21 protein-coding genes are annotated in these 22788 nt (G+C 60.3%); 12 read left to right on the top strand and 9 right to left on the bottom strand.

The features are described 5' to 3' along the window. Window positions 1–10: 10 nt before the first annotated feature. From sdhA to sdhC, 3 genes are read right to left on the bottom strand one after another with little or no spacing between them, the layout of a single operon-like run. Window positions 11–1783, bottom strand: a complete 1773-nt coding sequence (sdhA, locus tag HKK57_RS01685; RefSeq protein WP_029292672.1) for a succinate dehydrogenase flavoprotein subunit — start codon at window positions 1781–1783, stop codon at window positions 11–13. A 3-nt stretch (window positions 1784–1786) separates the two neighbouring features. Continuing rightward, a complete protein-coding gene (sdhD, locus tag HKK57_RS01690; protein ID WP_029292670.1) occupies window positions 1787–2155 on the bottom strand; it encodes a succinate dehydrogenase, hydrophobic membrane anchor protein in 369 nt (122 codons plus the stop codon). Next, on the bottom strand, window positions 2149–2523 hold the full coding sequence (gene sdhC / locus HKK57_RS01695) for a succinate dehydrogenase, cytochrome b556 subunit (protein WP_070995406.1): 375 nt from the start codon (window positions 2521–2523) through the stop codon (window positions 2149–2151). Before sdhC ends, sdhD begins: the two co-directional genes overlap by 7 nt. 364 nt (window positions 2524–2887) lie before the next feature. Between sdhC and gltA the strand changes: the two genes are divergently transcribed. Continuing rightward, window positions 2888–4177 carry a citrate synthase gene (gene gltA / locus HKK57_RS01700; RefSeq protein ID WP_003222994.1) on the top strand — a complete coding sequence of 430 codons (1290 nt, stop codon included), beginning with the start codon at window positions 2888–2890 and terminating at the stop codon, window positions 4175–4177. 244 nt (window positions 4178–4421) lie between these two features. Here gltA and HKK57_RS01705 read toward each other — a convergent pair whose 3' ends face one another. The 3 genes from HKK57_RS01705 to HKK57_RS01715 form a co-directional block, all read right to left on the bottom strand. Next, window positions 4422–6080 carry a cation acetate symporter gene (locus HKK57_RS01705; protein WP_029292658.1) on the bottom strand — a complete coding sequence of 553 codons (1659 nt, stop codon included), beginning with the start codon at window positions 6078–6080 and terminating at the stop codon, window positions 4422–4424. Continuing rightward, complete coding sequence (locus HKK57_RS01710) at window positions 6077–6388, bottom strand: DUF485 domain-containing protein (protein ID WP_029292656.1); 312 nt, start codon at window positions 6386–6388, stop codon at window positions 6077–6079. Before HKK57_RS01710 ends, HKK57_RS01705 begins: the two co-directional genes overlap by 4 nt. Window positions 6389–6629: 241 nt before the next feature. Next, window positions 6630–7481 carry a glycine betaine ABC transporter substrate-binding protein gene (locus HKK57_RS01715; RefSeq protein WP_029292653.1) on the bottom strand — a complete coding sequence of 284 codons (852 nt, stop codon included), beginning with the start codon at window positions 7479–7481 and terminating at the stop codon, window positions 6630–6632. A gap of 273 nt (window positions 7482–7754) precedes the next feature. Here HKK57_RS01715 and HKK57_RS01720 point away from each other — a divergent pair, with 273 nt between their 5' ends. Beyond that, window positions 7755–9308 carry a glycoside hydrolase family 17 protein gene (locus HKK57_RS01720; RefSeq protein ID WP_442962263.1) on the top strand — a complete coding sequence of 518 codons (1554 nt, stop codon included), beginning with the start codon at window positions 7755–7757 and terminating at the stop codon, window positions 9306–9308. Window positions 9309–9387: 79 nt separating this feature from the next. On the opposite strand, the gene HKK57_RS01725 is transcribed toward HKK57_RS01720, so the two are convergent. Further along, window positions 9388–9756 carry a hypothetical protein gene (locus HKK57_RS01725; RefSeq protein WP_029292649.1) on the bottom strand — a complete coding sequence of 123 codons (369 nt, stop codon included), beginning with the start codon at window positions 9754–9756 and terminating at the stop codon, window positions 9388–9390. 237 nt (window positions 9757–9993) lie between these two features. On the opposite strand from HKK57_RS01725, the gene HKK57_RS01730 reads away from it, so the two are divergent. After that, window positions 9994–11292, top strand: coding sequence for a serine/threonine protein kinase (locus tag HKK57_RS01730; protein WP_029292647.1), 1299 nt, complete (start codon window positions 9994–9996; stop codon window positions 11290–11292). Further along, window positions 11285–12073, top strand: coding sequence for an MlaA family lipoprotein (locus tag HKK57_RS01735; protein ID WP_070995408.1), 789 nt, complete (start codon window positions 11285–11287; stop codon window positions 12071–12073). Before HKK57_RS01730 ends, HKK57_RS01735 begins: the two co-directional genes overlap by 8 nt. Window positions 12074–12129: 56 nt before the next feature. On the opposite strand, the gene HKK57_RS01740 is transcribed toward HKK57_RS01735, so the two are convergent. Then, complete coding sequence (locus tag HKK57_RS01740) at window positions 12130–13044, bottom strand: DUF808 domain-containing protein (protein WP_029292643.1); 915 nt, start codon at window positions 13042–13044, stop codon at window positions 12130–12132. Window positions 13045–13178: 134 nt separating this feature from the next. On the opposite strand from HKK57_RS01740, the gene HKK57_RS01745 reads away from it, so the two are divergent. Together HKK57_RS01745 and HKK57_RS01750 are read left to right on the top strand one after the other, a co-directional pair. Beyond that, window positions 13179–13784 (top strand): TetR/AcrR family transcriptional regulator, encoded by a 606-nt coding sequence (locus tag HKK57_RS01745; RefSeq protein ID WP_029292641.1) that lies wholly within the window; start codon window positions 13179–13181, stop codon window positions 13782–13784. A 207-nt stretch (window positions 13785–13991) separates the two neighbouring features. Further along, window positions 13992–14450, top strand: coding sequence for an REP-associated tyrosine transposase (locus HKK57_RS01750; protein ID WP_169389696.1), 459 nt, complete (start codon window positions 13992–13994; stop codon window positions 14448–14450). A 136-nt stretch (window positions 14451–14586) separates the two neighbouring features. Here HKK57_RS01750 and HKK57_RS01755 read toward each other — a convergent pair whose 3' ends face one another. After that, window positions 14587–15027, bottom strand: a complete 441-nt coding sequence (locus HKK57_RS01755; protein ID WP_029292638.1) for a GlcG/HbpS family heme-binding protein — start codon at window positions 15025–15027, stop codon at window positions 14587–14589. A gap of 268 nt (window positions 15028–15295) precedes the next feature. Between HKK57_RS01755 and gcl the strand changes: the two genes are divergently transcribed. The 6 genes from gcl (at window position 15296) to HKK57_RS01785 (ending at window position 22779) form a co-directional block, all read left to right on the top strand. Then, window positions 15296–17071 (top strand): glyoxylate carboligase, encoded by a 1776-nt coding sequence (gene gcl / locus HKK57_RS01760; protein WP_104911871.1) that lies wholly within the window; start codon window positions 15296–15298, stop codon window positions 17069–17071. Window positions 17072–17081: 10 nt separating this feature from the next. Further along, window positions 17082–17864 carry a hydroxypyruvate isomerase gene (gene hyi / locus HKK57_RS01765; protein WP_070995409.1) on the top strand — a complete coding sequence of 261 codons (783 nt, stop codon included), beginning with the start codon at window positions 17082–17084 and terminating at the stop codon, window positions 17862–17864. 150 nt (window positions 17865–18014) lie between these two features. Further along, complete coding sequence (locus HKK57_RS01770; RefSeq protein ID WP_169389697.1) at window positions 18015–18905, top strand: 2-hydroxy-3-oxopropionate reductase; 891 nt, start codon at window positions 18015–18017, stop codon at window positions 18903–18905. Between the two features lie 192 nt (window positions 18906–19097). Next, window positions 19098–20378 carry a glycerate kinase type-2 family protein gene (locus tag HKK57_RS01775; protein ID WP_169389698.1) on the top strand — a complete coding sequence of 427 codons (1281 nt, stop codon included), beginning with the start codon at window positions 19098–19100 and terminating at the stop codon, window positions 20376–20378. Next, window positions 20368–21783 carry a pyruvate kinase gene (pyk, locus tag HKK57_RS01780; RefSeq protein WP_092234627.1) on the top strand — a complete coding sequence of 472 codons (1416 nt, stop codon included), beginning with the start codon at window positions 20368–20370 and terminating at the stop codon, window positions 21781–21783. Before HKK57_RS01775 ends, pyk begins: the two co-directional genes overlap by 11 nt. 120 nt (window positions 21784–21903) lie before the next feature. Next, a complete protein-coding gene (locus HKK57_RS01785) occupies window positions 21904–22779 on the top strand; it encodes an urea transporter (RefSeq protein WP_169389699.1) in 876 nt (291 codons plus the stop codon). Window positions 22780–22788: the final 9 nt, after the last annotated feature.

Below are 22788 nucleotides of genomic sequence, written 5' to 3' on the forward strand. Positions count from 1 at the left end.
GCAGCCACCCTTAGTAAGTCCGAATCTTCGGTTCAAACGTCGGAACCGTCTTCGGCGAGAAGTTCACGGCACGCTTGGTTACGCGCTTGTCACCCGGGAAGTACAGGGTGTGGCACAACCAGTTTTCGTCATCGCGATCTTCAAAGTCCTCACGAGCGTGGGCACCACGGGATTCTTTACGAACCTCGGCGGCGATCGCAGTCGCTTCAGCCACTTCCAGCAGGTTTTGCAGCTCAAGGGCTTCGATACGAGCGGTGTTGAACGCCTGGCTCTTATCGTTGATCTTGACGTTGGCAATCCGCTTGCGCAGGTCGGCCAGCTGGGTAATACCCTTCTGCATGTATTCGCCAGTACGGAATACACCGAAGTAGTTCTGCATGCAGCTTTGCAGCTCGCGACGCAGGGTTGCCACGTCTTCGCCATCAGTACGCTCGTTCAGAGCGTTCAGACGCGCCAGGGCTGCTTCAATGTTGGCGTCGGTGGCGTCATCGTATTCGATGCCGTCGGTCAGCGCCTTTTCCAGGTGCAGGCCGGCAGCGCGGCCGAAGACCACCAGGTCGAGCAGCGAGTTACCGCCCAGGCGGTTGGCACCGTGAACCGATACGCAAGCCACTTCGCCCACAGCGAACAGACCATGAATGATCTCGTCCACGCCTTCGGCGTTCTGGGTGATCGCCTGGCCATGAATGTTGGTCGGCACGCCGCCCATCATGTAGTGGCAAGTTGGAACAACCGGAACCGGAGCAACAACCGGGTCAACGTGCGCGAAAGTCTTGGACAGTTCGCAGATACCTGGCAGGCGGCTGTGCAGCACTTCTTCGCCCAGGTGATCGAGCTTCAACATCACGTGGTCGCCGTTCGGACCGCAACCGTTGCCGGCGATGATTTCTTTAACCATCGAACGGGCAACCACGTCACGACCGGCAAGGTCCTTGGCGTTCGGAGCATAACGCTCCATGAAACGCTCGCCGTGCTTGTTGATCAGGTAACCGCCTTCACCACGGCACCCTTCTGTAACCAGTACACCGGCGCCGGCGATGCCGGTTGGGTGGAACTGCCACATTTCGATGTCTTGTACCGGAACGCCTGCACGCAGGGCCATGCCAACGCCGTCGCCGGTGTTGATCAGGGCATTGGTGGTCGATGCGTAGATACGACCTGCACCGCCAGTCGCCAGAACGGTAGCCTTGGCGCGGATGTAGGTGGTTTCACCGGTTTCGATGCAGATAGCGATCACGCCGACGAATGCGCCGTCCTGGTTTTTCACCAGGTCAACTGCGTAGTACTCGTTCAGGAACGTGGTGCCGGCTTTCAGGTTGCCCTGATAAAGGGTGTGCAACAGCGCGTGACCGGTACGGTCGGAAGCTGCGCAGGTACGGGCAGCCTGGCCGCCTTTACCGTAATCCTTGGACTGGCCACCGAATGGACGCTGGTAGATACGACCTTGCTCTGTACGGGAGAACGGCAGCCCCATGTGGTCCAGCTCGAACACCGCGGCCGGGCCTTCCTGACACATGTACTCGATAGCGTCCTGGTCACCGATATAGTCGGAACCCTTGACGGTATCGTACATGTGCCAGCGCCAGTCATCGTTCGGATCGGCAGACGCGATGGCGCAGGTGATGCCACCCTGGGCCGATACGGTATGGGAACGGGTCGGGAACACCTTGGTGATCACGGCCGTCTTGTGACCGCCCTGGGCCAGCTGCAGTGCAGCACGCATGCCGGCGCCGCCGCCACCAATAATGATGGCGTCAAAAGAAATCGTTGGAATGTTAGCCATGAATCAGATACCCCAGAGAATCTGCACACCCCAGACGAAGTAAGCGAACATCGCGACGCCGCATACTGCCTGGAAAAGGAAACGTACTGCAGTCGCGGACTTGCCCAGCGCCATCGGCGTCAGGTAGTCGGTCGCGATGGTCCACATGCCGACCCAGGCGTGAGCGCCCAGGGCCACAAGGGCGAGCAGACTGAAGATACGCATCCCGTTATGGGAGAACAGACCGTGCCATTGGGCGTAGCCAATGCCAGGGTTTGCAACGAGGTACCCGATCAGGAAAATGAAATAAGCCGCGAGAACGACCGCAGACACACGCTGCGCCATCCAGTCATAGAGGCCCGAACGCGAAAGGTTCGTAACGCTGGTTACCATATCCAAACTCCTGCCAGAACGATCAGCACCACGGAAATGGCGACGATGATTTTCGAGCCCAGGCGGCCGCCTTCCAGCGTCTCACCGATGCCCATATCCATGATCAAGTGGCGCACACCGGCTACCAGGTGATACAGCAGAGCGGACAGGAGGCCCCATGCTACGAACTTGGCCAGCGGGCTGGTCAAGCATGCCTTCACCTCGGCGTATCCTTCCTCGGAACCCAGGGATTTGCTCAATGCATAAAGCATGATGCCCAAGCCCAGGAACAGGATGATGCCGGAAACACGGTGCAGGAACGACGTAACGCCGGTGATGGGGAGTTTGATGGTCCTTAGGTCTAGGTTTACAGGTCGTTGGCTATTCACGGCTTTTTTTCACACTGAAGAGCCCCTAACAATCAGGGCAAAGTTGTTGGGGAGTGCACTGGTCAGGTAAGCACCACCCAGGGAGTGCGACCCCCAATGAAAGCAAGCCCAAAAGCCCTTGGCGGTCGGTGGCCGAGTATAGACAGTTAGGCTACTAATGACAACGCGCGCTCCTCACCCTAATAGCTGATTGCGCTGACGGGATAAAAGGCGTAAACGGCAGGCAATTTCGAGGAAAAAGTACGGTTAAAGCCTTCTGGGGCAAGACTTTAGGCAAATTGACATCTGGATTTATATCAATATAGTGGTGCGGGCCCTGCGTGGGGGGTCTGTCTGATGATTTGAAGCATAAATAGGAGGCCACATGGCTGACAAAAAAGCGCAGTTGATCATCGAGGGCGCAGCCCCCGTCGAGCTGCCCATTTTAACCGGCACCGTTGGTCCCGATGTTATCGACGTACGGGGCCTGACGGCCACGGGCCGTTTCACTTTCGACCCAGGCTTCATGTCGACCGCTTCTTGCGAGTCGAAGATTACCTATATCGACGGCGACAATGGCATTCTGCTACATCGTGGCTACCCGATCGAACAACTGGCCGAGAAATCGGACTACCTGGAAACCTGCTACCTGCTGCTAAATGGCGAATTGCCAACAGCCGAGCAAAAAGCCCAGTTTGTCAGCACCGTGAAGAACCACACCATGGTTCACGAGCAGTTGAAGACCTTCTTCAACGGCTTCCGTCGCGACGCCCACCCGATGGCCGTCATGTGCGGCGTAGTCGGCGCCCTGTCGGCCTTCTATCACGACTCCCTGGACATCAATAACCCGCAGCATCGCGAAATCTCCGCGATCCGCCTGGTTGCCAAGATGCCGACCCTGGCCGCAATGGTTTACAAGTACTCCATGGGCCAACCCATGATGTACCCGCGCAACGACCTGACGTACGCGGAAAACTTCCTACACATGATGTTCAACACCCCGTGCGAGATCAAACCGATCAGCCCGGTGCTGGCCAAGGCAATGGACCGGATCTTCATCCTCCATGCCGACCACGAACAGAACGCCTCGACTTCCACCGTGCGCCTGGCGGGCTCCTCGGGTGCCAATCCGTTCGCCTGTATCGCCGCGGGTATCGCCGCACTGTGGGGCCCTGCCCACGGCGGTGCGAACGAAGCCGTGTTGACCATGCTCGATGAAATCGGCGATGTGTCCAACATCGACAAGTTCATTGCCAAGGCCAAGGACAAGAACGATCCGTTCAAGTTGATGGGCTTCGGTCACCGGGTCTACAAGAACCGCGACCCGCGCGCCACCGTAATGAAGCAGACCTGCGACGAAGTATTGAAGGAACTGGGGATCAACAACGATCCGCAACTCGAACTGGCCATGCGCCTGGAAGAGATCGCCCTGACCGACCCGTACTTCATCGAACGCTCGCTGTACCCGAACGTCGACTTCTACTCGGGGATCATCCTCAAGGCTATCGGCATTCCAACCAGCATGTTCACCGTGATCTTCGCCCTGGCGCGGACCGTGGGCTGGATCTCCCACTGGAAAGAAATGCTCTCCAGCCCGTACAAGATTGGCCGCCCGCGCCAGCTGTACACCGGCTACGAGTCGCGTGACATTACCAAGCTGGAAGACCGCAAGTAAGCATTCAACTGCTTAGCTGCATTGAGAACGGCCTCCCTTAGTGGAGGCCGTTTTTGTTTGTGCTGTCTGACATAACGCTTTCGCGAGCAAGCCCGCTCCCACAGTTGACCGTGTACACCCTTTGAAATGCGGTCAACTGTGGGAGCGGGCTTGCTCGCGAAAGCAATAGCCCAGGCAACACAGAACCCCAGGCAAAAAAATACCCCGGCCTTTCGACCGGGGCATTTCTTATTGAGCTACAAGCTTAGTGGTTAACCGCCCCGCTCGCCCCCAGGCCAGTCTGCGAACGCACAAACTGCGGGAAGTACAGCGCTCGTTCTTTCACCGCCGCCGCCGACTTGTCGGTGATGGAGAAGAACCAGATACCCACGAACGCGATGATCATCGAGAACAACGCCGGGTATTCGTACGGGAAGATCGCCTTTTCATGATGCAGGATCGAGACCCAGATGGTCGGACCCAGGATCATCAGGCCCACCGCGCTGACCAGGCCCAGCCAACCGCCAATCATCGCGCCACGGGTGGTGAGGTTTTTCCAGTACATGGAAAGCAGCAGCACCGGGAAGTTGCAGCTGGCCGCGATGGAGAACGCCAGGCCGACCATGAACGCAATGTTCTGGCTTTCGAACAGGATACCCAAGCCAATCGCCAGCACTGCCAGGGCGATGGTGGTGATCTTCGACACGCGAATCTCATCCTTCTCGTTGGCCTTGCCTTTCTTGATCACGCTGGCATACAGGTCATGGGACACCGCCGAAGCACCGGCCAGGGTCAAGCCGGCAACCACCGCGAGGATGGTGGCAAACGCCACGGCCGAGATGAAGCCCAGGAAGATACTGCCGCCCACCGCGTTGGCCAGGTGCACCGCCGCCATGTTGTTGCCGCCCAACAGAGCGCCTGCTGCATCCTTGAACGCCGGGTTGGTGCTGACCAGCAGAATCGCGCCGAAGCCGATGATGAAGGTCAGGATATAGAAGTAGCCGATAAAGCCAGTGGCATACAGCACGCTCTTACGGGCTTCTTTAGCGTCACTCACGGTGAAGAAGCGCATCAGGATGTGTGGCAGGCCAGCGGTACCGAACATCAGGGCCAGGCCGAGGGAGAACGCCGAAATCGGGTCTTTCACCAGGCCGCCCGGGCTCATGATCGCCTCACCTTTAGGGTGAACCTTGATCGCCTCGGAGAACAGCATGTTGAAGTCGAAGTTGACGTGCTTCATCACCATCAGCGCCATGAACGAGGCACCGGACAGCAACAGCACTGCCTTGATGATCTGTACCCAGGTGGTCGCCAGCATGCCGCCGAACAACACATAGAGGCACATCAGGATACCCACCAGGATCACCGCTACATGGTAATCAAGGCCGAACAGCAGCTGGATCAGCTTGCCCGCGCCGACCATCTGCGCGATCAGGTAGAACGCCACCACCACCAGCGAACCACAGGCCGACAGGCTGCGGATCTGGGTCTGCCCGAGGCGGTAGGACGCCACGTCAGCGAAGGTGTACTTGCCCAGGTTACGCAGGCGCTCGGCGATCAGGAACAGAATGATCGGCCAGCCCACCAGGAAGCCGATCGAGTAGATCAGGCCATCGTAGCCAGAGGTGAACACCAGCGCGGAAATCCCCAGGAAGGACGCGGCCGACATATAGTCGCCGGCAATCGCCAGGCCGTTCTGGAAACCGGTGATCTTGCCGCCGGCCGCATAGTAGTCGGCGGCCGAGTTGTTACGTTTGGATGCCCAGTAGGTAATGCACAATGTTGCGCCGACGAAGGCGACAAACATCAGGATCGCTGCGATGTTCAGCGGTTGCTTGTGCACTTCACCGGCCAATGCGTCCGCCGCCCAAACGGCAGGAGCAAAAAGCGAAGCGCCGAATACAGCCAATAGACGACGGATCATTGCGCAGCCTCCTTGAGAATCGCATTGTTCAGGTCGTCGAATTCGCCGTTGGCGCGTCGCACGTAGATGCCTGTGAGAACAAAGGCCGAGACAATCAGCCCGACCCCGATAGGGATTCCCCAGGTTATGGACGATTCAGGACTGATCTTGGCCCCCAGGACTTGGGGTCCGTAGGCGATCAACAGGATGAATCCGGAGTAAAGCCCAAGCATGATCGCCGAGAGAATCCAGGCGAACTTTTCCCTTTTTCTTACCAGCTCCTTGAAGCGCGGGCTGTTTTGAATCGAGAGGTAAATGCTGTCGTTCATTGTTTTTATCCTCGCAGCACAGCTTTTTTATTATTGGAACGTATCCACTGTATGCGGCTGCAGGACAGGTTCCAGACGACCTTAGTCTTAGAACCAGTGTAGCGAGGGTTTGGGGGGCGACAGAAACAATTGCAGGAGCGAGCTTGCTCGCGAAAAACGTCAACGATAACGCGCACACCCTGGATGATTGCGGCGTCTTTGCGTTCTTCGCGAGCAAGCCCGCTCCTACAGGTTTATCCGATTATTGGGCGGTCCACTCGGCCACACGCTCAGGGTGCTTGGCGACCCAATCCTTGGCCGCCACGTCAGGCTTGGTGCCTTCCTGGATGGCCAGCATCACTTCGCCGATTTCATCCTTGGAGGCCCACTGGAATTTCTTCAGGAACGCCGCGACTTCCGGGGCTTTCTTTTCCAGGCCCTTGCTGCCGATGCTATTGACCGTCTCGGCGGCGCCGTAAATGCCTTTTGGATCGTCAAGGAAACGCAGTTTCCATTTGGCGAACATCCAGTGTGGCACCCAACCCGTCACCACGATGGAGTCCTGCTTGTCTTCGGCGCGGGTCAGTTCGGCGATCATGGCTGCGCCGGAACTGGCTTGCAGCTTGTAGTCCAGCCCGTATTGCTTGATGGCTTCATCAGTCTTGAGCATCACCCCTGAACCGGCATCGATGCCGACAATCTTGTTCTTGAAGGTGGTGTCGGTCTTCAAGTCCTCGATGGACTTGGCCTTGACGTACTCCGGCACGATCAAGCCGATCTTCGCATCCTTGAAGTTGGGGCCGTAGTCGACCACCTTGTCCTTGTTCTTGGTCCAGTACTCACCATGGGTCACCGGCAGCCAGGCCGACAGCATGGCGTCGAGCTTGCCGGTGGCCAGCCCCTGCCACATGATCCCGGTGGCGACCGCCTGCAGTTTCACGTCATAACCCAGCTTTTGCTTGATCACTTCAGCGGCCACGTGGGTGGTGGCGACACTGTCCGACCAGCCGTCCACATAGCCGATGCTCAGGGTCTTGCTGTCGGCGCTGGCCAGTGTGGAGCTCATCGCAACTACCAACGTGGCAGCTGCGCCCAAAAGTCGTCGCATCTTCATAGTGCTTCCCCGAAAGTGCTGCGCCCGGCGGATGCCGAGCGACGTCAACCTGTTGTCAGGTGGTGCCGTTCGATCATCAACCTGCTGCCCCTGTGGACCTGCTCTGACTACGACCTCAGCGGAGCAAGAAACGACATCACAACGCCAGTAGGACAATTCGCAGGAAGTAACGTCAAAATTCCGCCCGAACTTTGCATGTCAAAATTATGCGGCGCCCCTGAAAACCGGCAAATGCAGGTAAGATGCGCGCCTTTGCTCCCACACGGCCTGACCATGACCGCGACTGCCCGCTTCCCCTTCCTGCCTTATGTATTTGCCTTGTTGCTCGGCCTGTTTGCCCTCGGCGGCTACTGGTACGGCCTTGGCCAGCCAGTGGTGCTGCCGGACGTGGCCAGCGCCAGTCACAAGCTGCAATGCGCGTCCTACACGCCATTCGACAAGGACCAATCGCCATTCGACCAGCCGTTCAAGCTGCGCCCCGAGCGCATGGACGCCGACCTGGCACTGTTGGCCACGCGCTTTGAGTGCATCCGCACGTACTCCCAGACCGGCCTCGAAGCCCTGCCCGACCTGGCGCGCAAGCATGGCCTGAAGTTGATGAGCGGTGCCTGGATCAGCAGCAACCCGGTGGACAATGCCAAGGAAGTCGACAAGCTGATCGCCTCGGCCAATGCCAACCCCGACGTGGTCACATCGGTGATCGTTGGCAACGAAGCCCTGCTGCGCAAGGAAATTACCGCCACGCAGTTGGTAAAGCTGATCGAACAAGTCAAAAGTCAGATCCAGCAGCCAGTTACCTACGCCGACGTCTGGGAGTTCTGGCTGCAGCACCCGGAAATTGCCCCGGCCGTGGATTTCCTGACCATCCACCTGTTGCCGTACTGGGAAGATGACCCGGCAGGTATCGATCAGGCCCTGCGCCATGTCGGCGATATTCGCCAGACATTCGGCAACCGCTTCGCCCCCAAGGACGTGATGATTGGCGAAACCGGCTGGCCCAGCGAAGGCCGCCAGCGCGAAACCGCCGTCCCGAGCCGGGTCAACGAAGCCAAGTTCATTCGCGGTTTTGTCGCCATGGCCGAAGCCAATGGCTGGCACTACAACCTGATCGAAGCCTTTGACCAGCCGTGGAAGCGCGCCAGCGAAGGTGCGGTCGGCGGTTACTGGGGGCTGTTTGATGCCGATCGCCAAGACAAGGGCATTCTGGCCGGCCCGGTCACCAACGTGCCGTACTGGCCGGTGTGGCTGGGCGTTGGTGGGCTGATCCTGCTCGGCACCCTGGTGCTCGGGGGGCGTGTTCGCAGCACACGCGCCGCGTTGTTGCTGCCGTTGCTGGGCGCAGTGGCGGCCGGTTCCATTGGCAGCTGGGCCGAACTGACCCGGGTGACAGCGCGTTTCACTGATGAGTGGATCTGGGCCGGCCTGTTGCTGGCCCTGAACCTGTTGGTGCTGGCCCATGCAGCCCTGGCCTTGAGCGCTCGCCAGGGTTGGCGTGAACGGGCCTTCGCCTGGCTGGAGCAACGCGCTGGCTGGCTGATCGCATTTGCCGGGTTCGCCACGGCAGTGATGATGCTGGCGCTGGTGTTCGACCCCCGTTACCGCAGCTTCCCCAGCGCCGCCCTGCTGCTGCCGGCGCTGGTGTACCTGCTGCGCCCGGTTACCGGACCACGGCGGGAAATTGCCCTGCTGGCCTTCATCATCGGTGCCGGCATTGTGCCGCAGCTGTACCGCGAAGGCTTGATGAACCAGCAGGCGCTGGGTTGGGCATTGGTCAGTGGTTTGGTGGTGGCTGCCCTGTGGCGTTGCCTGCGGGTGCGCAAACCCTGAGATTGCTATCGCGCGCTCCCACATTTTGATCTGTGAATACATTCAAATGTGGGAGCTGGCTTGCCTGCGATTGGCCCTATCAGACAGCCCGAGGCGCCCTGACCAATCGCAACCCGGCAATCACCAACGCAAACACCGCAAAATTGGTGTTGTACAACGCCAATGCCGGGATTCCGAACGCCAGCCCCAACACCGCCAACCCCCAGCCCGCACGGCCTGGCAGCAAGAACGCCAGAATCGACGTGACCAACGCGGCCCAACCCAGCACCCGAAAGTGAATCATCAACCCCAGATTGGCGCGCAACTGGCACTCCCAGCGGCTGGCGTCGTCAGCGCAGATGCCCACCCACTGCCCGTCTTCCATAAACCCGTAACGGGCGCCATAACTGGCGGCCAACCATAACGGCAAGGCCAACAGCAGTAGGATCAGCGGCAAACGAGGGGACATAAGGGCACTCCGATAGGCGAAAACGGCGCCCAGCTTAATCTCCCAGGGGCCATTGGCAAGGGTTGCACGCAGATAACTATTCATCAAAGCGTGCCAAAGTGTATCGTCTGGCTACTATTACCCCGATTCCTACGTTTTTTTCCGATATTTAGTGCCGATGGCTGGCACTTCGGTGACAACGCGGTGGTCATAGCCTGCGAACTTCATTCAGCACGTTTTCCTCTTAGGGATTTAGTCATGCTCCGTTCCTTGCGCTGTGCTGCCCTGTTGGGCGGCCTTTTTTTGAGTGCGTCAGCACTGGCGGTCGATATCGACCCGGCCAGCTATGGCTACCCTTTGACCAACCCGTTCGAAGCGACCATCGCCACAACGCCACCGGACCTGCGGCCGGACTTGCCATCCATCGATGACATCAACCAGTCCGACTACACCCTGACCATGCGCCCGGAGCGTGAATTCAGCCTGCCCGACAACTTCTGGGCGGTGAAGAAACTTACCTACCGCATTGCCAAGCAAGACCGTGCGGCACCGCTGATCTTCTTGATCGCCGGCACCGGTGCGCGCTTTGACAGCAGCCTGAATGAATACCTGAAAAAGCTCTACTACAAGGCCGGCTACCACGTCGTCCAATTGTCGTCGCCTACCAGCTTTGACTTCATCAGCGCCGCCTCGCGCTTTGCCACCCCCGGCATCACCCAGGAAGACGCCGAGGACATGTACCGTGTGATGCAGGCCGTACGTGCGCAAAACGCCACGTTGCCAGTCACCGACTTCTACCTCACCGGCTACAGCCTGGGCGCGCTGGACGCGGCGTTCGTCAGCAAGCTGGACGAAACGCGGCGCAGCTTCAACTTCAAGAAGGTGTTGCTGCTCAACCCGCCAGTCAACCTCTATACCTCCATCACCAACCTCGACAAACTGGTGCAGACCGAGGTCAAGGGCATCAACAACAGCACCACCTTCTATGAACTGGTGCTGAACAAGCTGACCCGTTACTTCCAGCAAAAAGGCTACATCGACCTCAACGACGCCCTGCTCTACGACTTCCAGAACTCCAAGGAGCACCTGACCAACGAGCAGATGGCGATGCTGATCGGCACCTCGTTCCGCTTCTCGGCGGCCGATATCGCCTTCACCTCGGACCTGATCAACCGCCGTGGCCTGATTATCCCGCCCAAGTACCCGATCACCGAAAGCACCAGCCTCACGCCGTTCCTCAAGCGTGCCCTGCAATGTGATTTCGACTGCTACCTCACCGAACAAGTGATCCCGATGTGGCGTGCCCGCTCCGACGGCGGCAGCCTGCTGCAATTGGTCGACCAGGTCAGCCTGTATGCCCTTGAGGACTATCTGCGCGACAGCCCGAAAATTGCCGTGATGCACAACGCCGACGACGTGATCCTCGGCCCTGGCGACCTGGGCTTTTTGCGTAAAACCTTCGGCGATCGCCTGACCGTCTACCCACTGGGCGGCCATTGCGGCAACCTCAATTACCGCGTCAACGCCGACGCTATGCTGGAGTTCTTCCGTGGCTAAACATCTCCTGCTTCTCGCGGCCTTACTCTGTGCAGGCGTTGCCAACGCGGACAACAGCAAGGCTCACGCACCGACCGTGGTCGACCAGGATGGCTTCAAAGAGCCCTTGAGCAAACTCAAGTTCAACCCAGGCCTGGACCAGCGCGAATTCGAGCGTTCGACCCTCAACGCCCTCAACGTCTATGACCCACTGGAGTCGTGGAACCGCCGGGTGTACCACTTCAACTATCGCTTCGACCAATGGGTATTCTTGCCGGTGGTCGATGGCTATCGCTACGTCACCCCAAGTTTCCTGCGTACCGGCGTCAGCAACTTCTTCAACAACCTGGGCGACGTGCCCAACCTGATGAACAGCCTGCTGCAGCTCAAGGGCCACCGCTCCCTGGAAACCACCGGCCGCCTGCTGGTCAACACCACCCTTGGCATCGCCGGCCTGTGGGACCCGGCCACCGCCATGGGCCTGCCCCGCCAAAGCGAAGACTTCGGCCAGACCCTGGGCTTCTACGGCGTACCCGGCGGCGCCTACCTGATCCTGCCGATCCTCGGCCCGTCCAACCTGCGCGACACCGGCGGACTGCTGGTGGACTACACCGCCGAATCCCAGATCAACTACCTCAACGTCGCCGAAGTCAGCTCCAACCACCCGGAAATCTGGGCGTTGCGCGCGGTAGACAAGCGCTACCAGACGAGCTTTCGCTACGGCCAGATGAATTCGCCGTTCGAGTATGAAAAGGTGCGGTACGTGTACAGCGAGTCGCGCAAGTTACAGATCGCGGAGTAATCGCTGCCCCACAAAAAAGGCCATTCGATTGAATGGCCTTTTTTATTGCAGAGCAGTCAGGCCTTGATCGATTGCCAGGCCTTGCCCACCACGCTGACCACCGCCAGCACCACCGCCCCAGCGATGATCCCTACGATGGCATTGAGCAAAGTCGGCATCAACCAAGTGATGCCGCCAACACTCTGGCTGACGCTCTCAATCCAGTGATGCACTACGGGCACGCCGTGAGTCAGGATGCCACCACCGACCATGAACATCGCCGCAGTGCCAATCACCGAGAGGCTTTTCATCATGTACGGCGCGGCCCGCAGAAGCCCGTTGCCGATATCACGTACCAGTTGGCCGGGCTTTTGCGCCATCCACAGCCCCAGGTCATCGAGCTTGACGATGCCGGCCACCAGGCCGTACACGCCGATGGTCATGACCAGGGCGATGCCCGACAACACGATCACTTGCTGCATCAACGGCGCGTCGGCCACGGTGCCCAGGGTGATGGCGATGATTTCGGCGGAGAGGATAAAGTCGGTGCGGATCGCGCCCTTGATCTTGTCCTTCTCGAAGGCCACCAGGTCTGTTGCAGGGTCGGCCACCGCTTCGACTAACTGCGCGTGCTCGGCCTGATCATCCGCCTTGCTGTGCAGGAATTTATGGGCGAGCTTTTCAAAGCCTTCGAAACACAGATAGGCACCGCCGAGCATCAGCAGTGGCGTGACCGCCCACGGCGCGAAGGCGCTGATCAATAGCGCGGTGGGCACCAGGATCAGTTTGTTGATAAACGAGCCCTTGGCAACGGCCCACACCACCGGAATTTCCCGCTCGGCGCGCACGCCAGAGACTTGCTGGGCATTGAGCGCCAGATCGTCACCCAGCACACCGGCGGTTTTCTTGGCAGCCATTTTTGTCATCAGGGCCACATCGTCGAGAACCGCGGCGATGTCATCGATCAAAACCAACAAGCTGCTTCCTGCCATGAATCGGACGTCCTTAATGTGGGATATTTCGCAGCATAGCGTGGTACAAAGCGTCGCGGGCAGATTCTTGAGGCGCGCGGATCGCCGGTGCTACCATGCGCAACCGCCTGTCCTGGCAAGGAATCATCTGGTCTATGAGCACCATTCGCGAGCGCAACAAAGAACTGATCCTGCGGGCTGCCAGCGAGGAGTTTGCCGACAAGGGCTTCGCCGCGACCAAAACCAGTGATATCGCCGCCAAGGCCGGGCTGCCCAAGCCCAACGTCTATTACTACTTCAAGTCCAAGGACAACCTCTACCGCGAGGTGCTCGAAAGCATCATCGAGCCGATCCTGGCCGCCTCCACCCCCTTCAACCCGGACGGCGACCCCAAGCAGGTATTGAGCGGCTATATCCGTTCAAAAATCAGCATCTCCCGCGACCTGCCGTTTGCCTCGAAAGTATTCGCCAGCGAAATCATGCACGGCGCCCCCCACCTGAGCCCCGAGCAGGTGCAACAGCTCAACGCCCAGGCCAAGCACAATATCGATTGCATCCAGAGCTGGGTCGATCGCGGCCTGATCGCCGCGATTGATCCTCATCACCTGATGTTCAGCATCTGGGCGGCGACCCAGACCTATGCCGACTTCGACTGGCAGATCTCGGCGGTGACCGGCAAGGCCAAGCTCGACGAAGCCGATTATGAAGCGGCGGCGCAGACGATTATTCGGCTGGTGTTGAAGGGGTGCGAGCCGGACTGATGGGCGGTGGTGTGGCTATCGCAGGCAAGCCAGCTCCCACATTTGGATCTGCACCAGACACAGCTTGTATGAACACCGCAAAGCCAATGTGGGAGCGGGCTTGCCCGCGATAGCAATTACTCAGACACATCCTGCTAAAAGCCTGCTCACCCAACCCAGCTTCCCGAATCTAGCCTCTCAGAACACTTTCTGGAGAGAGGCAATGGAATGCCTGACTTACCTGCATCAAACCGCCTGCGCATCGGGCGCTACAACGAACCCCATCGAATCTATCACCTCACCACCAATACACTGGATCGAACCCCGATATTCGAGGATTTCAGATTAGGTCGATTGGTGGTTCAGCAATTTAGAATCGCTCAAAGCCAAGGACTAGTGACCTCGCTGGCCTGGGTAGTCATGCCTGATCACTTCCATTGGCTGATTTCACTGAATCAAGGCTCTCTGGCCGATTTGATGCGCCAGGTAAAATCCAAAAGCACCCGGGTGGTCAATGCAGTAGCTGGTCGACAGGGACGCCTATGGCAACCCGGCTTTCATGATCATGCTGTGCGTCGGGAAGAAAGCCTCGAGAGTATTGCTCGATACATTGTTGCCAACCCCCTGAGGGCCGGCCTTGTAAAGACGTGCGGCGACTATCCGCTGTGGGATGCAATCTGGTTATGAGCACAGACCGAGTCGCCAGCATCGCAGGCAAGCCAGCTCCCACAATTGATTGCATGGCTCAAACAATGTGCGCAGGGCACCAATCCAGTGTGGGAGCTGGCTTGCCTGCGATGGCTATTGCCCTGTCACTACAACATCAAGCGGACACCCCCGCATCCGCCAACAACCCCAGCCCCTCAATCGCCGTGATCGCGCACTGCTCATCGATATCCGACGTATCCCCACTGATCCCGATCGCCCCCAGTACCACGCCCGCTGGGTCCCGTATCAACACCCCGCCCGGTGCCGGCACTACACCGCCCTGCCCCAGGCTGTTCAAGGCGGCAATAAACGCCGGCCGCTGTTGGGCATCCAGCGCCAGCAAGCGCGAGCCCTTGCCCAGGGCTATCGCGCCCCAGGCCTTGCCGATGGCGATTTGCGGGCGCAGCAGGCTGGCGCCGTCTTCCCGTTGCAAGGTGATCAGGTGTCCGCCGCTGTCGAGCACCGCGATGGTCAGCGGTGCAGCGGCAATGGTGCGGCCTGCGGTGATGGCCTGGCTGACCAGGTTGACTGCGACTTTCAAGGTTAGAGCGCTCATGGGTGCCGTCCTTATCTTGTTATTGAGAAAGCCTTGGGGCTCTGATTGATCAGAAGCCGGATGCAACAAATAGAACACAATAGATTTATTTTTTGTATACAATATTTCGAAACATACGCACCACACGTCGAAATACTCCCGCTAAAAAGCCTTCCGACGAATGCACAGGCTCTGAGACAAAATGGATTGACCTGCGCCGCTCGCCGTGAATACACTTTGAAGCAACACCACTTGTATACAATTACAAAACGCAAGAGGCACCAAAACCATGAGCAAAATGAGAGCAATCGAAGCCGCTGTCCTGGTGATGCGCCGTGAGGGTGTAGACACCGCCTTCGGTATCCCAGGCGCCGCGATCAACCCGTTGTATTCCGCCCTGCAAAAGGTCGGCGGCATCGATCACGTCCTTGCTCGCCACGTGGAAGGCGCTTCGCACATGGCCGAGGGGTATACCCGCACCAAGGCCGGCAATATCGGCGTGTGCATCGGCACTTCGGGCCCGGCGGGCACCGATATGGTCACCGGCCTGTACAGCGCCTCGGCCGATTCCATCCCGATCCTGTGCATCACCGGGCAAGCGCCTCGCGCCCGGATGCACAAGGAAGATTTCCAGGCCGTGGATATCACCAGCATCGTCAAGCCCGTGACCAAGTGGGCAACCACCGTGCTAGAGCCTGGCCAGGTGCCGTATGCGTTCCAGAAAGCTTTCTATGAAATGCGCTCCGGCCGCCCTGGCCCGGTGCTGATCGACTTGCCATTCGACGTACAGATGGCTGAGATCGAGTTTGATATCGACGCCTACCAGCCACTGCCATTGGCCAAGCCACTGGCCACGCGCATCCAGGTCGAAAAAGCCCTGGCCATGCTCGATCAGGCCGAGCGCCCGCTGCTGGTCAGCGGTGGCGGCGTGATCAATGCCGACGCCAGCGAATTGCTGGTGGAATTCGCCGAACTGACGGGTATCCCGGTGATCCCGACTCTGATGGGCTGGGGCACCATCCCCGACGACCACCCGCTGATGGTGGGCATGGTCGGCCTGCAAACCTCGCACCGCTACGGCAACGCGACGATGCTCAAGTCGGACGTGGTGCTGGGCGTCGGCAACCGCTGGGCCAACCGCCACACCGGTTCGGTGGAGGTGTACACCGAGGGGCGCAAGTTCATTCACGTTGACATCGAGCCGACACAAATCGGCCGCGTGTTCACCCCGGACCTGGGCATCGTGTCCGACGCCGGCGCCGCGCTGACCCTGTTTATTGAAGTGGCCCGCGAATGGAAAGCCGCCGGCAAGCTCAAGGACCGCAGCGCCTGGCTGCATGATTGCCAGCAGCGCAAAGCCACCCTGCACCGCAAGACGCACTTCGACAACGTACCGGTCAAGCCGCAACGGGTGTACGAAGAGATGAACCAGGTGTTCGGTAAAGATACCTGCTACGTCAGCACCATCGGCCTGTCGCAGATTGCCGGCGCGCAGTTCCTGCACGTCTACAAGCCACGCCACTGGATCAACTGCGGCCAGGCCGGCCCGCTGGGCTGGACCATTCCTGCTGCGCTGGGCGTGGTCAAGGCCGACCCGAGTCGCAAGGTGGTGGCACTGTCGGGCGACTATGACTTCCAGTTCATGATCGAAGAGCTGGCCGTGGGCGCGCAGTTCAAGCTGCCGTACATCCACGTGGTGGTGAACAACTCGTACCTGGGGCTGATCCGCCAGGCCCAGCGCGGTTTTGAAATGGACTACTGCGTGCAGTTGTCTTTCGACAACCTCAACGCCCCGGAACTCAACGGTTATGGCGTCGACCACGTCGCCGTCGCCGAAGGCCTGGGTTGCAAGGCCCTGCGTGTATTCGAGCCGGGCCAGATCCAGCCAGCGCTGCGCAAGGCCCAGGCAATGATCGAAGAGTTCAAGGTGCCGGTGATTGTCGAGATCATTCTGGAGCGCGTGACCAATATTTCCATGGGCACCGAGATCAACGCCGTCAACGAATTCGAAGATCTGGCCCTGGTGGGCAACGACGCACCGACTGCCATTTCAATGCTCGATTAAGGAGAACACCATGCCGCGTTTTGCCGCCAACCTGTCCATGCTGTTTACCGAGCAGGACTTTCTCGCCCGCTTCAAAGCCGCCGCCGACGCCGGTTTCAGTGGGGTGGAATACCTGTTCCCCTACGAGTTCAGCTCTGCCGAAATCAAGGCGCAACTCGACGCCCACGGCCTGACCCAAGTGCTGTTCAACCTGCCGGCCGGCGACTGGGCCAGCGGCGAGCGCGGCCTGGCCTGCCACCCTGAGCGGGTCGAGGAATTCCGCGCGGGGGTCAACCTGGCCATCGCCTATGCCCAGGTGCTGGGCAATACCCAGATCAACTGCCTGGCGGGGATTCGCCCTGCCGGCGTGGATGACGCCACCCTGGAAAAAACCTTTGTCGCCAACCTCAAGTACGCCGCCGACAAGCTGCAAGCGGTGGGCATCAAGCTGGTGATGGAAGCGATCAACACCCGCGACATTCCCGGTTTCTACCTGAACAACACGGCCCAGGCCCTGGCGATCCGCGAACAAGTGGGCAGCGCCAACCTGTTCCTGCAATACGACATCTATCACATGCAAATCATGGAAGGCGACCTGGCCCGCACCATGGCCACTCACCTGGATCAGATCAACCATATCCAGTTGGCCGACAACCCAGGGCGCAACGAGCCGGGCACGGGTGAGATCAACTACCGCTTCCTATTCGAGCATCTGGAGCGGATTGGATATCAGGGCTGGGTGGGCTGCGAGTACAAGCCGTTGACCACGACCGAAGCCGGCCTTGGCTGGCTCAAGACCCATAACGCGATCTGACCGACACCATAAAAACCTGTAGGAGCTGGCTTGCCTGCGATGCAGACACCTCGGTGTATCAGGCATACCCAGGTGAAGCCATCGCAGGCAAGCCAGCTCCCACAGGGGGCAGTGCAAAACCTGCATAACGAATAAAAAGAGGATTTGATCATGGCTAAAATCGGCTTTATCGGCACCGGCATCATGGGCCAACCCATGGCCGCGAACCTGCAGAAAGCAGGTCATCAACTGTTCCTGTCCGAGCACCATGGCAAAGCACCCGCCGAGCTGATCGCCGCCGGTGCCGTGGCCCTGGCCAACCCGCAGCAAGTGGCCCAGGAAGCAGAGTTCATCATCGTCATGGTGCCCGACACCCCTCAGGTCGATGACGTGTTGTTCCGCGCCGATGGTGTAGCGGCCGGCCTGTCGCCGAACAAAGTGGTGATCGACATGAGTTCGATCTCGCCCACCGCCACCAAGGCTTTTGCCGCGAAGATCAACGCCACTGGCGCGCAGTACCTCGACGCCCCGGTATCGGGTGGTGAAGTCGGCGCCAAGGCCGGGACCCTGAGCATCATGGTCGGTGGCGAGCCGCAGACCTTCGAGCGCGCCCTGTTGCTGTTCCAGAGCATGGGCAAGAACATCACCCTGGTGGGTGGCAATGGCGATGGCCAGACCGCCAAGGTGGCGAACCAGATCATCGTCGCCCTGAACATCCAGGCCGTGGCTGAAGCGCTGCTGTTTGCTTCGAAGAACGGCGCAGATCCGGCCAAGGTACGCGAAGCGCTGATGGGTGGCTTCGCCTCGTCGAAGATCCTCGAAGTGCATGGCGAGCGCATGATCAAAGGCACCTTCGACCCGGGCTTCCGTATCAACCTGCACCAGAAGGACTTGAACCTGGCCCTGGCCGGTGCAAAGGAGCTGGGGATCAACCTGCCCAACACCGCCGGCACCCAACAAGTGTTCAGCACCTGCACCGCGATTGGCGGCGGCAACTGGGACCATTCAGCGCTGATCAAGGGCCTGGAGCATATGGCGAACTTCTCGATTCGCGATAAGTAACCCCGCCTGCGATCCACCTTTGGAACGGGATCAAAATGTGGGAGCGGGCTTGTCGGGTCGCCGCATCGTCGCGATAGCGGTGTTCCAGTCAGCATGGATGTTGAATGTAAGACCATCGCGAGCAAGCCCGCTCCCACATTTTGATCCGGTTCCAAGCTTCAAATCCAATAACAAAAATCCGGGAGCCCGCTTATGTCGGTCGATCCGCAACATCTGCTTCGCGAGCTGTTTGCCACAGCCATCGACGCTGCCCACCCCCGGCAAGTCCTCGAACCTTACCTACCCGCTGACCGCAGCGGCCGCGTGATCGTGATCGGCGCGGGCAAAGCTGCGGCCGCCATGGCCCTGGTGGTGGAAAACAGCTGGCAAGGCCAAGTCTCAGGCCTGGTGGTCACCCGCTACGGCCACGGCGCGCCCTGCCAGAAAATCGAAGTGGTCGAAGCCGCGCACCCAGTGCCCGATGCTGCTGGCCAGGCCGTGGCCAAGCGCGTGCTGGAGCTGATCAGCAACCTGACCGAAGACGACCGCGTGATCTTCCTCTTGTCCGGCGGCGGCTCCGCCCTGCTGGCCTTGCCCGCAGCAGGGATTACCCTGGCCGACAAGCAAGCGATCAACAAGGCCCTGCTCAAATCCGGCGCCACCATCGGCGAGATGAATTGCGTGCGCAAGCACCTCTCGGCGATCAAGGGCGGGCGATTGGCCAAGGCGTCCTGGCCCGCCAGCGTCTACACCTACGCGATTTCCGACGTACCGGGCGATCAAGCCACAGTGATTGCCTCGGGCCCGACCGTGGGCGACCCGAGCACCTCGCAACAAGCGCTGGCGATCCTCAAGCGTTACCAGATCGACATCCCGGCCTCGGTGCGCAGTTGGTTGCAAAGCCCTGAGTCGGAGACCGTCAAACCCGGCGATCCGTGCCTTGCGCGCAGCCATTTCCAACTGATCGCACGGCCGCAGCAGTCTTTGGAAGCAGTGGCGGTAAAAGTGCGCCAGGCCGGTTTCAGCCCGCTGATCCTCGGCGACCTGGAAGGCGAAGCCCGGGACGTGGCCAAGGTCCACGCCGGCATCACCCGGCAGATCATCCAGCACGGCCAGCCACTGGCAGCGCCCTGCGTGATCCTGTCCGGCGGCGAGACCACCGTGACCGTGCGCGGCAATGGCCGTGGCGGACGCAACGCCGAGTTCCTGCTAAGCCTGACCGACAGCCTCAAGGGCCTGCCCGGCGTGTACGCCCTGGCCGGCGACACCGACGGCATCGACGGTTCCGAAGACAACGCCGGGGCGATCATGACCCCCACCAGTTACGCCCGCGCCGAGGCCTTGGGCCTGTCGGCCAGCGATGAGCTGGACAACAACAATGGCTACGGCTATTTCGCGGCACTCGACGCGTTGATCGTCACCGAGCCGACCCGTACCAACGTCAACGACTTCCGCGCCATTCTGATACTTGAGAGTCCTGAACATGACGCCTGACAAGAAGGTCAAAATCCTCGCCACCCTGGGGCCGGCCACCGACGGCATCGATGACATCCGCGAGCTGGTGCAAGCCGGGGTGAATATCTTCCGCCTGAACTTCAGCCATGGCGATCACGCCGACCATGCCCAGCGCTACCAGTGGATCCGCCAGGTCGAGCGCCAGCTCAACTACCCGCTGGGGATCCTGATGGACCTGCAGGGGCCGAAACTGCGCGTCGGGCGTTTTGCCGAGGGCAAGGTGCAGCTGGTGCGTGGCCAGGCCTTGCGCCTGGACCTTGACCCCACGCCGGGCGACCAGCGCCGGGTCAACCTGCCCCATCCGGAAATCATCAAGGCCCTGGAGCCGGGCATGGACCTGCTGCTGGACGACGGCAAGCTGCGCCTGCGGGTGATTACCAAACATGCCGATGCAATCGACACCACGGTATTGAATGGCGGTGAACTGTCCGACCGTAAAGGGGTGAATGTCCCACAAGCCTTGTTGGAACTCAGCCCACTGACCGCCAAAGACCGCCGCGACCTGAGCTTTGGCCTGGAACTGGGCGTGGACTGGGTGGCGCTGTCGTTTGTGCAGCGTCCCGAAGACATCCGCGAAGCCCGCGAGCTGATCGGCGACAAGGCGTTCTTGATGGCGAAGATCGAGAAGCCCTCGGCGGTGCGCTACCTGCAGGAAATCGCCGAGCTGAGCGATGCGATCATGGTCGCCAGAGGGGATCTGGGTGTGGAAGTGCCGGCCGAAAGCGTGCCGCAAATCCAAAAAGACATCATCAGCACCTGCCGCCAGTTGGGCAAGCCGGTGGTGGTGGCCACGCAGATGCTCGAATCCATGCGTTTCTCGCCGGCACCCACCCGCGCCGAAGTCACTGACGTGGCCAATGCCGTCGCCGAGGGCACCGATGCGGTGATGTTGTCGGCCGAAACCGCCTCCGGCGAGTACCCATTGGAAGCGGTGCAGATGATGAGCAAGATCATTCGCCAGGTGGAGAACGGCCCGGATTACCAGACCCAGCTGGATGTAAGTCGACCCAAGGCCGACGCCACGGTGTCCGACGCCATCAGCTGCGCAATCCGCCGGATCAGCAGCATCCTGCCGGTAGCGGTGCTGGTGAACTACAGCGAGTCGGGTAGCTCCAGCCTGCGCGCGGCGCGGGAAAGGCCGGCGGTGCCGATCCTCAATCTCACGCCGAACCTGTCCACCGCCCGGCGCCTGAGCGTGGCCTGGGGCGTGCATTCGGTGGTCAATGATCGGTTGCGGCAAGTGGACGAGGTGTGTTCCACGGCGCTGGAAATCGCCCAGGCCCAGGGCATGGCGCAGCGTGGGGATACGTTGTTGATCACCGCGGGGGTGCCCTTTGGGCAGCCGGGGTCGACCAACTCGCTGCGCATTGAGACGTTGATCTAGCGTCTGTTCGGGCCTCATCGCGGGCAAGCCCGCTCCCACACTTGATTGGGTTCGCCAATCAAAATGTGGGAGTGGGCTTGCCCGCGATAAGGGCAACTCGGTCTCCCTGACTTCCTCACCATGCCCAACCCAACCTGCCCCGACTGGGCCGAAGCCCTGCTCAACGGCTTCAGCCAGATCTTCCTGCAGCGCCACCCGCTGTGTGGCCTGCTGTGCCTGTTGGCAATCCTCTCCTGCGCCCCGGCCCTGCTTGGCGGTGCGCTGCTGGGCGGGGTCGCCGGTTTGCTCACCGCCCAGCGCCGCGACTACCCCAAGGCCGAGCGCCAGGCCGGGCTCTATAGCTATAACGGTGTGTTGCTGGGTTTGCTGATCAGCCAGCACTTCGCCTGGTCGGCGCTGGTACCGCCGCTGATCCTGGCGTGCGGGGGCCTGAGTGCGATCCTGACCCGGCAATGGGTCAAGCGCATGGTCCATGGCGATGACCTGCCGGCCTATACCGTGCCCTTCGTGGCCATCGGCTGGTTGTTGCTCGGCACGGTCTCACCCGCCGCGCTGCCGGTAACCCCAGCGGACTCCCTCGCCTGGCTCGGCGCCCCACTGGTCGGCCTGGGCCAGATCATACTGTTGGATCAACCGCTGGCCGGCCTGTTGATCGCCCTTGGCCTGCTGCTGGCCAGCCCTCGCGCGGCACTCTGGGCGATGCTCGGCGCCAGCAGCGGCGTGGCACTCGGCCTGCTGCTCGACGACCCCACCGGGGCCCTGCTCGGCCTGCACAGCTACAACCCCGCGCTTGCCGCCCTGGCTCTGAGCCAGTACCGGCGCCAACCCTGGCTGCCTTTGCTCGGCATCCTCCTGGCAAGCCTGCTTGCCCCCGGTTTTGCCGGCCTGCACCTGGCGCCGCTGACGGCACCGTTTATCCTGGCCTGCTGGCTGGTGCGCGCGACGTTGCGCCTGCGGCACAGGGCCAACATGGACAGCCCGTTCGAATCCCCCTAGGCTTCGCAG

The sequence above is a fragment of the Pseudomonas sp. ADAK21 genome, assembly GCF_012935735.1.
GTDB lineage: Bacteria > Pseudomonadota > Gammaproteobacteria > Pseudomonadales > Pseudomonadaceae > Aquipseudomonas > Aquipseudomonas proteolytica.